The sequence below is a fragment of the Limnobacter sp. genome, assembly GCF_964228395.1.
Taxonomy (GTDB): domain Bacteria; phylum Pseudomonadota; class Gammaproteobacteria; order Burkholderiales; family Burkholderiaceae_B; genus Limnobacter.
The window spans coordinates 1-13446 of the sequence record NZ_CAXQZX010000060.1 but is presented as its reverse complement, the minus strand read 5'-3'; the positions used below and the strand labels follow the sequence as shown (position 1 = coordinate 13446).

Annotated in this window: 11 protein-coding genes; 5 read left to right on the top strand and 6 right to left on the bottom strand. The window is 57.7% G+C overall.

Going from position 1 to position 13446, the window contains the following annotated elements; all coding sequences use genetic code 11:
- From ACEQU8_RS04905 to ACEQU8_RS04890, 4 genes are all read right to left on the bottom strand, one after another.
- A partial coding sequence (locus tag ACEQU8_RS04905) for an alpha-E domain-containing protein (RefSeq protein ID WP_370261921.1) occupies positions 1-209 on the bottom strand: 209 nt, incomplete at its 3' end.
- A gap of 11 nt (positions 210-220) precedes the next feature.
- A complete protein-coding gene (locus tag ACEQU8_RS04900) occupies positions 221-1636 on the bottom strand; it encodes a circularly permuted type 2 ATP-grasp protein (RefSeq protein WP_370261919.1) in 1416 nt (471 codons plus the stop codon).
- 60 nt (positions 1637-1696) lie between these two features.
- Positions 1697-4111 (bottom strand): DNA internalization-related competence protein ComEC/Rec2, encoded by a 2415-nt coding sequence (locus ACEQU8_RS04895; RefSeq protein WP_370261918.1) that lies wholly within the window; start codon positions 4109-4111, stop codon positions 1697-1699.
- Positions 4112-4201: 90 nt separating this feature from the next.
- On the bottom strand, positions 4202-4987 hold the full coding sequence (locus ACEQU8_RS04890) for a TatD family hydrolase (protein ID WP_370261917.1): 786 nt from the start codon (positions 4985-4987) through the stop codon (positions 4202-4204).
- 14 nt (positions 4988-5001) lie between these two features.
- Between ACEQU8_RS04890 and ACEQU8_RS04885 the strand changes: the two genes are divergently transcribed.
- Positions 5002-5562, top strand: coding sequence for a DUF2062 domain-containing protein (locus ACEQU8_RS04885; protein WP_370261915.1), 561 nt, complete (start codon positions 5002-5004; stop codon positions 5560-5562).
- On the opposite strand, the gene ACEQU8_RS04880 is transcribed toward ACEQU8_RS04885, so the two are convergent.
- Positions 5559-6248 (bottom strand): ABC transporter ATP-binding protein, encoded by a 690-nt coding sequence (locus ACEQU8_RS04880; RefSeq protein WP_370261913.1) that lies wholly within the window; start codon positions 6246-6248, stop codon positions 5559-5561. The genes ACEQU8_RS04885 and ACEQU8_RS04880 overlap by 4 nt on opposite strands.
- A complete protein-coding gene (locus tag ACEQU8_RS04875) occupies positions 6241-7497 on the bottom strand; it encodes a lipoprotein-releasing ABC transporter permease subunit (protein ID WP_370261911.1) in 1257 nt (418 codons plus the stop codon). The genes ACEQU8_RS04880 and ACEQU8_RS04875 overlap by 8 nt, the downstream gene beginning before the upstream one ends.
- 59 nt (positions 7498-7556) lie before the next feature.
- Between ACEQU8_RS04875 and ACEQU8_RS04870 the strand changes: the two genes are divergently transcribed.
- The 4 genes from ACEQU8_RS04870 (at position 7557) to lysS (ending at position 13267) form a co-directional block, all read left to right on the top strand.
- Entirely contained in the window at positions 7557-8765 is a 1209-nt protein-coding gene (locus ACEQU8_RS04870; protein WP_370261909.1) for a hypothetical protein, read from the top strand.
- Positions 8762-10498, top strand: coding sequence for a single-stranded-DNA-specific exonuclease RecJ (gene recJ / locus ACEQU8_RS04865; RefSeq protein ID WP_370261907.1), 1737 nt, complete (start codon positions 8762-8764; stop codon positions 10496-10498). Before ACEQU8_RS04870 ends, recJ begins: the two co-directional genes overlap by 4 nt.
- A 67-nt stretch (positions 10499-10565) precedes the next feature.
- Positions 10566-11670, top strand: a protein-coding gene (gene prfB / locus ACEQU8_RS04860) for a peptide chain release factor 2 (protein ID WP_370261906.1) whose coding sequence is annotated in 2 segments (ribosomal slippage) — positions 10566-10646 and positions 10648-11670 — 1104 coding nt in all. Because the reading frame shifts where the segments join, the coding sequence is not laid out codon by codon here.
- 61 nt (positions 11671-11731) lie between these two features.
- Entirely contained in the window at positions 11732-13267 is a 1536-nt protein-coding gene (gene lysS, locus ACEQU8_RS04855; protein WP_370261905.1) for a lysine--tRNA ligase, read from the top strand.
- Positions 13268-13446 lie beyond the last annotated feature (179 nt).

Below are 13446 nucleotides of genomic sequence, written 5' to 3'. Positions count from 1 at the left end.
GCCTCGGCGGTGACCTCGCCATGGCGTTGCGAGAAGGCCTCTTGCAGCTCGCATATCGAGAGCATGGCGCGCCAGCCCTGCTCGGCATTTTCTTCGTCTTGCGGCAGCAGGGCGGTTTGCACATTCACATCCAGCATGCGGGCTGTGTTTTCTGCCCGCTCAATGTAGCGGGCCATCCAGAACAAATGATCGGCAGTGCGGCTAAGCATGTTGTTTCTCCTTATCGTTCCAGCACCCAAGTGTCTTTGGTGCCGCCGCCCTGGCTGCTGTTGACCACCAGCGAGCCTTCGCGCAGCGCAACACGGCTCAGCCCGCCGGGGGTCACAGTGATTTTGCTGCCAGACAGCACAAATGGGCGCAGGTCGATGTGGCGCGGTGCCAAACCACTTTCTACAAAAGTGGGGCAGGTTGACAGAGCCAGCGTGGGTTGGGCAATAAATTTGGCCGGGTCGGCAATCAACTTTTGACGGAATTCCTCAATTTGAGCCTTGGTCGAGGCAGGCCCCACCAGCATGCCGTAGCCCCCGGCACCGTGCACCTCTTTGACAACCAACTCGGGCAGTTTGGCCAACACTTCCTTGAGGTGGTCGGGTTTGCGGCACATCCAGGTTGGCACGTTCAGAATGATGGGTTCTTCGTCCAGATAGAACCGGATCATGTCGGGCACATAGGGATAAATCGATTTGTCGTCGGCCACGCCCGTGCCAATGGCATTGCAAAGGGTAACGTTGCCTGCACGGTAAACAGACAGCAGGCCAGGCACGCCTAGGGTAGAGTCTTCCCGGAAGGCCAGGGGGTCGAGGAAGTCGTCATCCAGCCTGCGGTAAATCACATCCACGCGTTTGGGGCCTTGGGTGGTGCGCATGTACAGCACCTCGTCGTCCACAAACAGGTCTTTGCCCTCCACCAGTTCGATGCCCATTTGCTGGGCCAAAAATGCATGCTCAAAATAGGCCGAGTTGTACATGCCCGGTGTAAGCACCACCACGGTGGGGTCGCTGGTGTTTTGCGGGCTGACTGAGCGCAGGTTTTCAAGCAGGTTGTCTGGGTAGTGTTCAACCGGGGCCACCCGATTGCGCGCAAACAACTCGGGGAATAGCCGCATCATCATTTTGCGGTTTTCCAGCATGTAGCTCACCCCCGAGGGCACGCGCAAGTTGTCTTCAAGCACATAAAACTCACCTGCACCGGCACGCACCACATCCACGCCCGCAATGTGCGCGTAAATGTCGCCAGCCACTTTGACGCCTTGCATTTCGGGCCGGTATTGTTCGTTGTGAAAAATCTGCTCGGGTGGAATGAGCCCGGTTTGCAAAATGCGTTGTTCGTTGTAAATGTCTTTGAGGAACATGTTCAAGGCCTGAACGCGCTGTCGAAGACCCGCCTCCAGGGTCTTCCACTCGCTGGCCTGAATAATGCGGGGCACCATGTCGAAAGGAATTAAGCGCTCGGTACCCGATTCCTCCCCGTACACCGCAAAAGTAATCCCCACGCGCCTGAAAATGAGGTCAGCCTCGGCGCGTTTGTTTTGGAGTTTCTCGGGGGCCTGCATGTCCAGCCAGTGCGAAAAATCCTGATAGTGGGTGCGCACGCTTTGATCGGCTGCATACATTTCGTCAAAGGGGGGTGTGGACATCGGATCTTTCCTTGTTCTGTTTGTTATAGACGTTAACAAGAAGCGTGCCAAGGCACAGGTTCAGTGTGCACCGCTTTCGTGCAGGTGCCAAAGCCTTTTGCGAACCTGGCGCGCAGCAACCCATGTCACCTCAGGAGTGTCATGACCAAACTCGAACTTGAGTGCACCAAATTGGGCTGTGTTCAAGGCGTGAATGCCCAGTTGGTCCAATCGCGAACTCACAGCCGGGTGAGGGTGGCCGTATGGGTTGTTCCATCCCGATTGTATCAAACCCCAATTTGGGCGCACCGCTGCCAAAAAAGGCCAACTGCTGGAGGTGCGCGAGCCATGGTGCGGCACCAACAGCATGTCTGCCTTCAAGGCGTTTGCACCGTGGCGTGCCAGCAGTTGCAACTCGGCCACCTGCTCAATGTCGCCAACCAACAGCACGCTGTGGGTGCCATTGCTTATTTTGAGCACGCAGCTTTGGTTGTTGGTGCTGAGCACGGCTTTGTGGGCATGGGTGTTTGGCGCGTTGTTCAGGGGTGTGAATACCACGCCGTCCCATTGCCAGGGCGCATGGGTGTGGCAAGGTGCGGTGGGCACGCCGTTTTGAGTGGCCTGTAGCATCAGTGGGTGCTCCGCTGCCATGGAGGCCACCAGCTTTTTTGGCGCCGCATGCCGCAGCAAAAATGGCGCACCGCCAGCGTGGTCGGTGTCTTGGTGGGAGACCCACAGTGCATCAGGCCGCGTATAACCTTGTGCATGCAGCCAGGGCAGCACCACACGCAGGCCACTGTCGGCCCGGGGTGTGCGTGCCGGGCCGCTGTCATAAATCAGCAGGTGGTGGCGGGTTTGAATGGCCAGTGCGGTGCCTTGGCCAACGTCCATGGCGGTCAGCCAAAAGTCACCCGGTGCTGGCCGAGGGGCAGGCCAAGCCAAGGCGCAAGCCAGCAATACGCCCGTACGCCGACACTTTAGGCCGGGTGGGGCCAGCATCAACACACAACCCAACCCCGCCACGGCATAAATCCACCATGGTTGCGCGGCCATCAGGGTGCTGGCCCAAGCCTGGGCAGACATGGGCTCTAGCCAGAGCCTTTGCACGGCAAGGCTGTTGGCGCTCCAGCGCACCAGGGTCTCGACTTGAAACAGGCTGCCAATCAAGGCCAGTGGGGTGCTTACAAAACTCATCCATGGAATTGAAAGCGCATTGGCCAGTGGCGAAACAATGGACTGTTGGTAAAACAACATGGCGCAGGGCAGAAGCAAGGCCACTGTAACTGCCCACTGCGCTGCCACGGCATCGGCCAGCCACACCGGGCGGCTTGGGTGAATGCGAATTCGCCCATGGTTGCTGGCCACCAGGGCCGCCACCGCCACAAACGACAACCAAAACCCGGCGTCCAAGGGTGCCCATGGGTGTGCAAGCAGTGTGGCCGCCAGCGCCAGCACCCACACGTCCCAACCGTGCAGCCGGGCCGATTTTTGCTGGGCAAGCACCATGGCAACCATCATAAATACGGTGCGCTGCGCTGGAATGCCCCAGCCCGCCACCAAGGCATATAACACCGCGAAGGCAAGCCCTGCCATGGCTCCTGCTTTGGCGGCTGGGCAGTGCAGGCACAGGCGTGCAGATTGTCGCCAGCCCTGTGCAAACAGCCACCCCGCCACGCCTGCAAACAGGGTAATGTGTAGCCCCGAGATGGCCACCAAATGGGCCACGCCAGTGCGGTTGAACACAATTCGGTCTTCCGGGTCGATCAGGCCTTGGTCGCCAATCACCAACGCCACCATGAGCGGGGCTTCGGGATGGTCTTGGAGTGTGTTTATTAACCAATTGGCCACTCGCCAGCGCATGCGCTCTGAGGCTTCAATGGGCGTGGGCCACGATTCCGCCTGATGGCTGTTTAGGCTCTTAAGTTCACCCAGGCCAGCCAAGCCCAAGGTGAACCAGTGCGCATGCACATCAAAGCCCTGCAATTGCAGAGTGCTGCGCAAGGGTTTTAATTGAACATTCAGCAGCAGTTGATCCCCAGCCTGCGGGGCGGATTTTGTAAGCGCGTGGTCAACCCGCAACTGCAACAGGGCACCTGTTTTAAGGCAGGGCGTTGCAACGTCGTCCATGTTTTTAACCAGCCAGCTTTGTTGCTTGTTGGCCTTCAAGGCCATGGCCTGTAATTCAAACCAGCCTTGGTGTTGTTGTTTGTGGCAGCTTAAAGGCACTTGTTGGTTCAATTGCTGCGCTGCTTTAAAACCGGCATGCCCCCAGCCCGTTGCAAAGCCACACATGGCCAGGCCCACAAGGCCCCAATGCTGGCTTGGTCTGTGTTGGTGGCAGGCGGCAGCACGCAGGGCCAGCAGGCCCAATAAACCCAACAACAAATAAGCTGGCCAGCCCTGTAGTGGGCTGAACAAAGCGGGCACCTCGCCCTGGGCAAGCAGCAATATGAGGCCGCACAGGTGCGGTAAAACAAAGGCGGCCAGCGCAGGCATGTGGGCAAGTGGTGAAGTGACTGCCCAGAAGGATGAAACGCAGTGCTTGCTGCTGCCAATGATGATGCATGGCCAGTAACCTGCCTGGGGTCACTCTTGTGTGATCAGGGCGGGCAGCGCTGTTTCTGCGTTCAGTTGGGTCATGCGCGATAGCGCCGTTGAATCGATTTTCCGTAACTGCGCCACCACCTCTGCGATGCGGGGCAAATGCTCGGGCGCATTGCGTGTTTTTGAAATCCACTCGGGTGCAATGTCGGGTCCATCGGTTTCAAGCACAATTGCTTCACTGGGCAACTCGCTGGCCAAGCGACGTAGTTGTAGCGCACGGGTAAAGGTGCAGGCCCCACCAAAACCCAATTTCATGCCCAGTTTTAGAAAATTCTCGGCTTGCTGAAAACTGCCGTTGAAGGCATGGGCAATGCCACTGCGTGGTTTGTACATGCGCAGGCCCTTGAGCACGGCGTCTTGCGCTTTGCGCACATGCATCACCACGGGCAAGTCAAATTCGCGAGCCAGTTTAAGTTGTGCATTAAAAAACTGCACTTGTTTTTCCCAGTTCAGGCCTGGCACAAAACCATCCAGACCGATTTCTCCAACGCCGGCAAATTGAGGGTCGTCTATGGACTCAACCACGCAAGTGCGCAAGATTTGGAGGTCGTCGGGTTGGGCCTGGTCCACAAATATGGGGTGAATGCCCAGGCAATACACCGCACCAGGGGTGTGATGCGCCAGTGCCTTCACCGTTGAAAAGTTTTTGGCGCACACCGACGGCAATACAAAGCGGGTAACATGCAAAGCGCGCGCACGTGCAACCACTTCGCGTCGGTCGGGGTCATACTCTGAAGCATCCAGGTGCAAGTGCGTGTCTGTCCACATCCAAGAATTTTGCCATGTTTCGCCGCCGAATCGCCCAATTTTTGCCCAACTACAATTTGTTCGACCGCCTGCCGGTGGCTCGTCCATTCAAACCTTACCTTGGCCACCCCAATGTGTGGGCGTTGAATCGCAGGAGCGTGGCGGGGGCTGTGGCTGCGGGTTTGTTTTGTGGGTTGATACCGGGGCCTTTTCAGGTGTTTGGCACTTTGATTTGGGTGCTGGTGGCCCGTGTTAATTTGCCTGTGGCCGTGGTGACCACCTTGTATACGAACCCGGTGAGCATTGTGCCGCTGTATGTGTTTGCGGTGGCCTACGGTCAGCTTATTTTGGGGCAGGTGGCCCACAGCAGCATGGCGCCAGTGCCGCCTTGGGTGTGGTCCGAATGGCAAGCCTCCATTGCAGCCTATTGGGACTGGATGCTGGGTTTGGGCCCAGCGCTGGCCGTGGGCCTGCCTGCCACCATGGTCACTTTTGCGGTGCTGGGCTACATCAGCGTGCGGGTGGTGTGGCGGGCCGCCGTGGTGTTGGCATGGCGGCGCAGGGCGGCCAGGCGGGCCCAGAAAAACCGAACTTAGGCCGGTTTAAGCTCACCTTTTTCCAGCCTCAACACCCGCTCGCAACGGCCAGCCAATTCCATGGAATGGGTCACCATGACCAGCGCAGAACGGTGTTTTTTGCGGCTTTGTAAAAGCGCCTCAAACACTTGGTCTGCCGTGCCTTGGTCCAGGTTGCCGGTGGGTTCGTCGGCCAAAATTGCCTTGGGGTTGGTGACCATGGCGCGCGCAATGGCCACGCGCTGGCGCTCGCCACCAGAAAGCTCGGCTGGGCGATGGTTTAAGCGGTGGGCCAGCCCCAATTCGGCCAGCACGCTGGCCGCGTGTTGACAGGCCTCTTTTTTGGCCATGCCACCAATGCGAAGCGCCATGGCCACGTTGTCCACGGCGGTGAACTCGGGCAACAGGTGGTGAAATTGATAAATAAACCCCAGTGTTTTGTTGCGCTCGCTGCCCAGTTTGCGAACCGACCAGCCCTCAATGGCTTGGCCGCCCCACAGCACCGAACCTTCGTCGGCTTTTTCCAGGCCCCCCAGCACATGCAAGAGCGTGCTTTTGCCCGCCCCAGAGGCACCCACGATGGCCACTGTTTCACCTGCATGCACTTGCAGGTTCAAGTGTTTAATCACCTGCGTGGCCTGGTCTGCGGCTGTAATGCCTTTGAACGCTTTGCTTAAGTTTTTTGTTTCCAGCACCACATTATTCATACCGCAGGGCCTCCGCAGGTTCTGCGCGTGAGGCGCGCCAGCTTGGGTAAATGGTGCTGAGCACGCTGAGTACCAATGCGACCGAGACGATGGTGATCACATCGCCCACCCTGGGGTCTGAGGGCAGTTGGCTGATGAAGTAAATCGACTTGGGCAAAAACTCCACCCCCAGGGCCGACTCAATGGCTGGCACAATCACATCCAGATTGATTGCGAGCAACCAACCGGCTGTTACCCCCAGGAACGTGCCAATCCAACCCACCAGTGCGCCTTGCAGCATAAAAATTCGCTGAATTGCAAATGGGCTGGCCCCCAAAGTGCGAAGAATCGCAATCTCGCCGCGCTTGTCTTTGACGGTCATGACCAACATGGAAACCAGGTTAAAGGCAGCCACGGCGATGATGAGCGTAAGGATGATAAACATCATGCGCTTTTCCGTTTGTACCGCAGCAAACCAGGTGCGGTTTTGCACGGACCAATCGCGAACCCACACGTTGGGCGGTAGTTGTTGTTCCAGTGCGCGGGCCACACTTGGCGCGGCATTCATGTCGTTGAGCTTGATACGTAACCCACTGGGCCCAAGCGTGCGGTAAAAGCGTGCAGCGTCTTCGATGTTCATCAACACCAAGCCGCTGTCGTATTCGTAGTGGCCGGTGCTCACCAGGGCCGTGATTTCAAAAGCACGCAGGCGGGGTATGACGCCCGCAGGGGTCATTTGACCTGAGGGTGCAATCAGCGTGATGCGGTCGCCCACACTCACACCAATGTGCTTGGCCAATTCGTAGCCCAGCACCACCCGAAATTCACCAGCGCTCAGACTTTCAAGATTACCCGCCACCACTTGAGTGAAATCCGAGACGGTGGGTTCAAGCAAGGGGTCGATACCGCGCACAATGGCAGGGCGAAGCAGATCGCCGTGGGCCAGCATGCTTTCGCCCGACACAAAGGGCGCAACCCCAAGCACCTGTGGATTGGCTTGTTGAATTTGGCCGCGCAAGGCATCGGCATCTTCAAAGCCCTCTGGGGGGGCTATAACTTCAATGTGGGCAATCACCGACAGCATGCGGTCACGCACTTCTTTTTGAAAGCCGTTCATCACAGAGAGCACCACAATAAGCGCGGCCACACCCAAACCGATGCCAGCCATGGACAGCCCGGAAATGAAGGAAATGAATTTATCGCGGCTGCGATGGCCGCCGCCACGCACGTAGCGCAGCGCAATTTCTACATCAAAGGGTAAACTAGTCACAGAATATTCCGAATCGTCCAAAAACGCGCACCCATTGTAGTGTGAATACCAAGCTCCCCATGTCCAATTCAGCACCTTTGTGGGTATTCGTCCCCAACATGCTTGTGCCGCAAGCGGCGTTGCAACGCTTGGGCCAGCCCCAACGTCAGCAATTATTCAATGGCCTGCCCGCAGGCTTGCGTCAAACCATGGCGCGGGCTGCCCATGCAGACTATCTTCCAGCGGGTACGCTCGACCGGGTAGAAGCATGGTTATTGCGGCACTTGGATTGCGCTGGCGTGGCAAAGTTCGATCAGTACCCGGCATGGGCCATGATGAACGCTGCCGACGATACAAAGCCATACACCCGCTTTGTGGGCAGTGTGGGCAGCCTGGAAGTGGAGCGCGATGGCGTTCGCTTTTGGCCAGCCGAAGCGCTTGAAATTACCGATGGCGAGCTACAGGCCTTTTGGGATTGTGTGTCCCCCTTGCTGGCCCAGCATGATTGGCAAGCCCGCCAAATTGCTTCAACTGAAGGTGCGTTGGGCGCCCACGCCATGCTGACCGGCGGCTCGCCTGTGCCCATGGAGCAAGCATCGCCATGGTCGGTTCAAACCGTACGGCTGACCGACTACTTGCCCATGAGCGAAGATTGCGCCACATGGCGCCGCATGTGGTTGAACATGCAGGTGGAGTTACACAACGCGCCATTCAATGCTGCGCGGGAGCAGCAGGGCAAAAAGCCCTTGAATGCCCTGTGGTTTTGGGGCGGGGGTTACCCCTGGCAGACCAGCGTGGGTTTTCCCAACATCAAACGGGTTACGGCCGATGGGGTTCACAACATGGCCGAGGCACCCACGCACGGCGAGGCCGACGAAGCCTTTGTACGCTTGTCTTTTTGGAACTCGTTGTTGAACCACCTGCCCCAGGCTGAAAACGCTTTGCATTCGGATGGCAAGCCGAGCACTGTGTACGTTGTCGACTTTGCGGGCTGGGGGAGCAGCACAACGGTTTTTGATGTGTTGGAGCAAGAGGTGTTGCACCCCATGCGCATGGCCGGCCTGGCCCATGCCTGGAGCCTGTTGGGCCAGGATGGTTGGTTGAATTTAAGCAGCAACTGGATTAACCGTTTCAAGTTTTGGAAAAACTCCCCAAACCTCGAGTTGCTGGGCGAGCCTGAGCCTGCCGATTTGCCCTCGGAAGAAGATCTGCAAGCCGCCTGGGCCCAGGGCCAGGCCGATCAAGACCGAATATCAGCCGAATGGAACACCAGCGGAGAGCGTCGATGAGCCAACTGCAGCACCGCACTCGCACCGCGCAGCCTCAAGTTGAGCATTTGTTGGCTCAACAAGGGTTCCACCCTTTGCTGGCTCGGCTAATGGCTGCGCGCGGCGTGAGCAACCCCAGCGAGGCAGAAGCCAAGCTCGCTGATTTGCTTCCCCCCTCGGGTTTGTTGGGCATGCAGCAGGCGGCCGAAACCTTGGCCGACGCGTTGGAGGCAGGCGCCCGCATCGTGGTGGTGGGCGACTACGACTGCGATGGCGCCACGGCCACCGCGGTGGCCGTGCGTGGTCTGCGCATGTTGCTCAAAACCCTGGGGGCAGACGAAGAGGCCTGCGCCTACCACATCGATTTTTTGGTGCCCAATCGCTTTGATTACGGCTATGGCTTAAGCCCTGAAATTGTTCAATTGGCTGCAGAGCAGTTTGAACCAGATCTATTGGTCACGGTAGACAACGGCATCGCCAGCGTGGAAGGCGTGCAGGCGGCCAACGAACTTGGTATCGGGGTGATTGTCACCGATCACCACCTGCCAGGCCAAACCTTGCCCGAAGCTTTGGCGATTGTGAATCCCAATCAGCCCGGCTGCACTTTCCAGAGTAAATCCATCGCAGGTGTGGGCGTGATGTTTTATGTGTTGTTGGCCACCCGTGCGGTGCTGCGCGAGCGGGGTGTGTTTGACGCCAACAGCCAGCCTCGCCTGGATGCTTTGCTCGACCTGGTGGCCTTGGGCACGGTGGCCGATGTGGTGCGGCTGGATGCCAACAACCGCAGGCTGGTGACCCATGGCTTGCAACGCATACGCGCAGGCCGTGCGCAGCCCGGCATTTTGGCCTTGTTTCACGAGGCGGGCCGCGACCCCCGCAAAGCTGTTGCAGCCGACATGGGGTTTGCACTTGGCCCCCGGCTGAATGCGGCTGGTCGCTTAGCCGACATGACCATCGGCATTCGGGCCTTGCTTACCGATGACGCTGCCGAGGCTAGCGCACTTGCCGCCCAGCTTGGCCGCATGAATGAGGAGCGCAAGCGCATTGAGAACGACATGAAGCGCGATGCCATGGACGACATCGAGCAATTTATTCAACAAGCCAATCCATCGGCTGGGGTGGTGGTGGCCAACCCGGGTTGGCATCAAGGTGTTATTGGCATTTTGGCTGCCCGAATCAAAGAGCGCCTGTACCGACCCACCATTGCTTTGGCCCCCGGTGAAGATGGCTTGTGGAAAGGCAGTGGCCGTTCTGTGCCCGGTGTACACCTGCGCGATGTGCTGGACCTGGTCAGCAAGCGCCTGCCCCCGGGAAGCATGCCCAAGTTTGGCGGGCATGCCATGGCCGCTGGCCTCACCTTGCGTCAAGAAGCGATGGAGCCCTTCAAAGCGCTGTTTGGCCAGTGCATCGAGGCCATGTACGATGCCAGTGTGCTCACCCAAGTGGTTGAAACCGACGGCTCCATCCCTGCAGATTACATCGCTGCCCATGCGGCCGACCTGCTCGACACCCAAGTGTGGGGGCAGGGCTTCCCGCCGCCTCTGTTTTGCGACGAGTTTGAGGTGCTTGAGCATCGACTTTTGAAGAACGCCCACAGCAAATACCTGTTGCGCCGCGATGGCAAAACCTTTGTTGCACTGCGTTGGCGCACGGTGGAGCCTCTGCCCCCCAAAGCAAAGCTGGCCTACCGTTTTGAGCGAGACACCTTCACCGGTGGGCAAGCCGTTCAAATCATTGTTGAACACGTGCTGTAGGGCACTTTAGACAACTGCGCGTCTGCGGTACAATAGCGGGTTACGCATACTCAGTTGCAACACCGCCATGGAAGCCGAACGCCTAAACGCCATCATCAACAAGCTCACTGACCTTGCCGACCGTGCGGGCCAGTTGCGGAGGTATCTTTGACGTCGATCGTAAGGCCGAAAGGCTGTCTGTAGTCGACGCGGAGCTTGAAGACCCCCACGTTTGGGACGATCCCAAGCGCGCCCAAGAATTGGGCAAAGAGAAAAAAATGCTCGACGGCGTGGTGGTCACCATGAACACCGTTCAGGCCAATATCAAAGATGCTCAAGAACTCGTGGAAATGGCCGAAGCCGAAGGGGATTTCGACACCATCGAGGCCATTGAAGGCGATGTGAAGGGCTACGAAGCCATCATCGCGGATCTTGAATTCCGCCGCATGTTCAGCAACCCGGCTGACCCTTCCAACTGCTTTATCGACATCACCGCTGGCGCTGGCGGCACCGAAGCCCAAGACTGGGCCAGCATACTGCTGCGCCAGTACATCAAGTATTGCGAACGCAAGGGCTTCAAGGTTGAGATCATGGAGCAATCCGATGGTGAAGTGGCCGGCGTCAAGTCAGCCACTCTGAAGGTGGAAGGCGAATACGCTTTTGGATACCTGCGCACTGAAACCGGCGTGCACCGCCTGGTTCGCAAATCACCGTTCGATTCCTCTGGCGGCCGCCACACCTCGTTTGCATCCCTGTTTGTGTATCCCGAGGTTGATGATTCTTTCGAGATCGAAATCAACCCTGCAGATGTGCGAACCGACACCTATCGCGCCAGTGGTGCGGGTGGTCAGCACATCAACAAAACCGACTCCGCCGTGCGTTTAACCCACCTGCCCACAGGCATTGTGGTGCAGTGCCAGAACGACCGTTCCCAGCACCGCAACCGTGATGAAGCGTGGAGCATGTTGAAGGCCAAACTGTATGAGTTTGAAATGCGCAAGCGCATGGCCGAACAGCAAGCCCTGGAAGACACCAAAACCGACGTGGGTTGGGGCCACCAAATTCGAAGCTACGTGCTGGACAACAGCCGAATCAAAGACCTGCGCACTGGCGTTGAAATTTCCAACACCCAGCGGGTTCTGGACGGCGATTTGGACCCCTTCATTGAAGCCAGCCTGAAGCAGGGTATTTAAAGAAAAAAGCCCAACCCGACGTACACAACACCCCAACACGCCTTTGCACTGAGGCCACAGCATGAACGATAAAAACCAGACCCCAGCGGCAGATGAGCTGCCTTTGGACGAAAACCAAATCATCGCCGAGCGCCGCAGCAAGCTGACCCGCCTGCGCGAGCAAGGTCAGGCCTTCCCCAATGGTTTCAAACCGACTCACAAAGCGGCTGACCTGCATGCAAAGTATGGCGAAATCAGCAAAGAGGTCCTCGACCCCCAGGGCATTGAAGTAAGCGTGTCTGGTCGCATGATGCTCAAACGTGTGATGGGCAAAGCCAGCTTTGCCACTGTGCAGGATGGTTCTGGGCGCATTCAGTTCTACATCAACAACGATGGCGTGGGCGAACAGGCCCATGGCGAATTCAAACACTGGGATTTGGGCGACATTGTGGCCGCCAAGGGCAAGCTTTTCAAAACCATGAAAGGCGAGTTGAGCGTGCACTGCACCGAAATTCATTTGCTCGCAAAAAGCCTGCGCCCGCTGCCCGACAAATTCCATGGGCTGGCCGATCAGGAAATGAAATACCGCCAGCGCTACGTCGACCTGATTGTGACCGAAGAAACGCGCAACACTTTTGTGGCGCGCTCCAAGGCCATGTCGTCGATTCGCAGTTTTATGGCTGGGCATGGCTTTCTGGAAGTGGAAACACCCATGCTGCACCCCATCCCCGGCGGCGCATCGGCCAAGCCCTTCATCACCCACCACAATGCGCTGGACATGGAAATGTTCCTGCGCATTGCACCTGAGCTGTACCTCAAGCGTTTGATTGTGGGCGGGTTTGAGCGTGTGTTTGAAATCAACCGCAATTTCCGCAATGAAGGGGTCAGCCCCCGGCACAACCCCGAATTCACCATGATGGAGTTTTACGCGGCCTACTGGGATTACCGCGACCTCATGGACTTCACTGAAAAAGTGATTCAAAACGCCGCCATCGAGGCCCGTGGAACCGCCACCCTCACATACCAAGGGCGTGAATTGGACCTCTCCAAGCCATTTGCACGCCTAACCATTGTGCAGGCCATTCAAAAATACTTCCCTGAATACACCGACGACCAGCTCAACGATGTGGCTGCGCTGAAGGCCGCTCTGCTCAAAAAGGGTGTGAATACCGACAAGGAGCCAGCCCTGAAAAACGCTGGGGTTGGCGCATTGCAATTGGCTTTGTTCGAAGAAACATCCGAGAGCCTGCTGTGGGAACCCACCTTCATCGTGGATTATCCAGTTGAGGTGTCACCGCTGGCGCGTGCGTCCGATCACAACCCGAACATCACCGAGCGATTTGAACTGTTCATCACCGGGCGCGAAATCGCCAACGGTTTCTCGGAACTCAACGACCCCGAAGACCAGGCCGAGCGATTCAAAAAACAGGTGGAAGCCAAAGAGGCAGGTGATGACGAAGCCATGTTCTTTGACGCCGATTATATTCGTGCACTGGAATACGGCATGCCACCGACTGGCGGCTGCGGCATTGGCATTGACCGTTTGATGATGCTGATCACCGACAGCCCCAACATTCGGGACGTGATTCTATTCCCTCACTTGCGGCGCGAGGACTGACCCAGAGGGCGCTTGCTCCTTGAAGCAAGCAGGTCCATGCCCCTGTTGAGGTTATCGCTTGCTCTTTGAAGCCAGCAGGTCCATGCCCCTTTGCGACGGCCAATCTGTGTCTCCCTCCCTGAGCCTCGCCTGAACTGAGGCCCGCCCTCCAAAACTGAGGTCGGGTCGGGCCTCTGCCC

Excerpts from the sequence above, each read along its gene's own strand:
- ACEQU8_RS04900 (WP_370261919.1), bottom strand. The coding sequence starts at position 1,636 with ATGTCCACACCCCCCTTTGACGAAATGTATGCAGCCGATCAAAGCGTG.
- ACEQU8_RS04895 (WP_370261918.1), bottom strand. The coding sequence starts at position 4,111 with ATGCCTGCGCTGGCCGCCTTTGTTTTACCGCACCTGTGCGGCCTCATA.
- ACEQU8_RS04890 (WP_370261917.1), bottom strand. The coding sequence starts at position 4,987 with ATGTGGACAGACACGCACTTGCACCTGGATGCTTCAGAGTATGACCCC.
- ACEQU8_RS04885 (WP_370261915.1), top strand. The coding sequence starts at position 5,002 with ATGTTTCGCCGCCGAATCGCCCAATTTTTGCCCAACTACAATTTGTTC.
- ACEQU8_RS04880 (WP_370261913.1), bottom strand. The coding sequence starts at position 6,248 with ATGAATAATGTGGTGCTGGAAACAAAAAACTTAAGCAAAGCGTTCAAA.
- ACEQU8_RS04870 (WP_370261909.1), top strand. The coding sequence starts at position 7,557 with ATGTCCAATTCAGCACCTTTGTGGGTATTCGTCCCCAACATGCTTGTG.
- recJ (WP_370261907.1), top strand. The coding sequence starts at position 8,762 with ATGAGCCAACTGCAGCACCGCACTCGCACCGCGCAGCCTCAAGTTGAG.
- lysS (WP_370261905.1), top strand. The coding sequence starts at position 11,732 with ATGAACGATAAAAACCAGACCCCAGCGGCAGATGAGCTGCCTTTGGAC.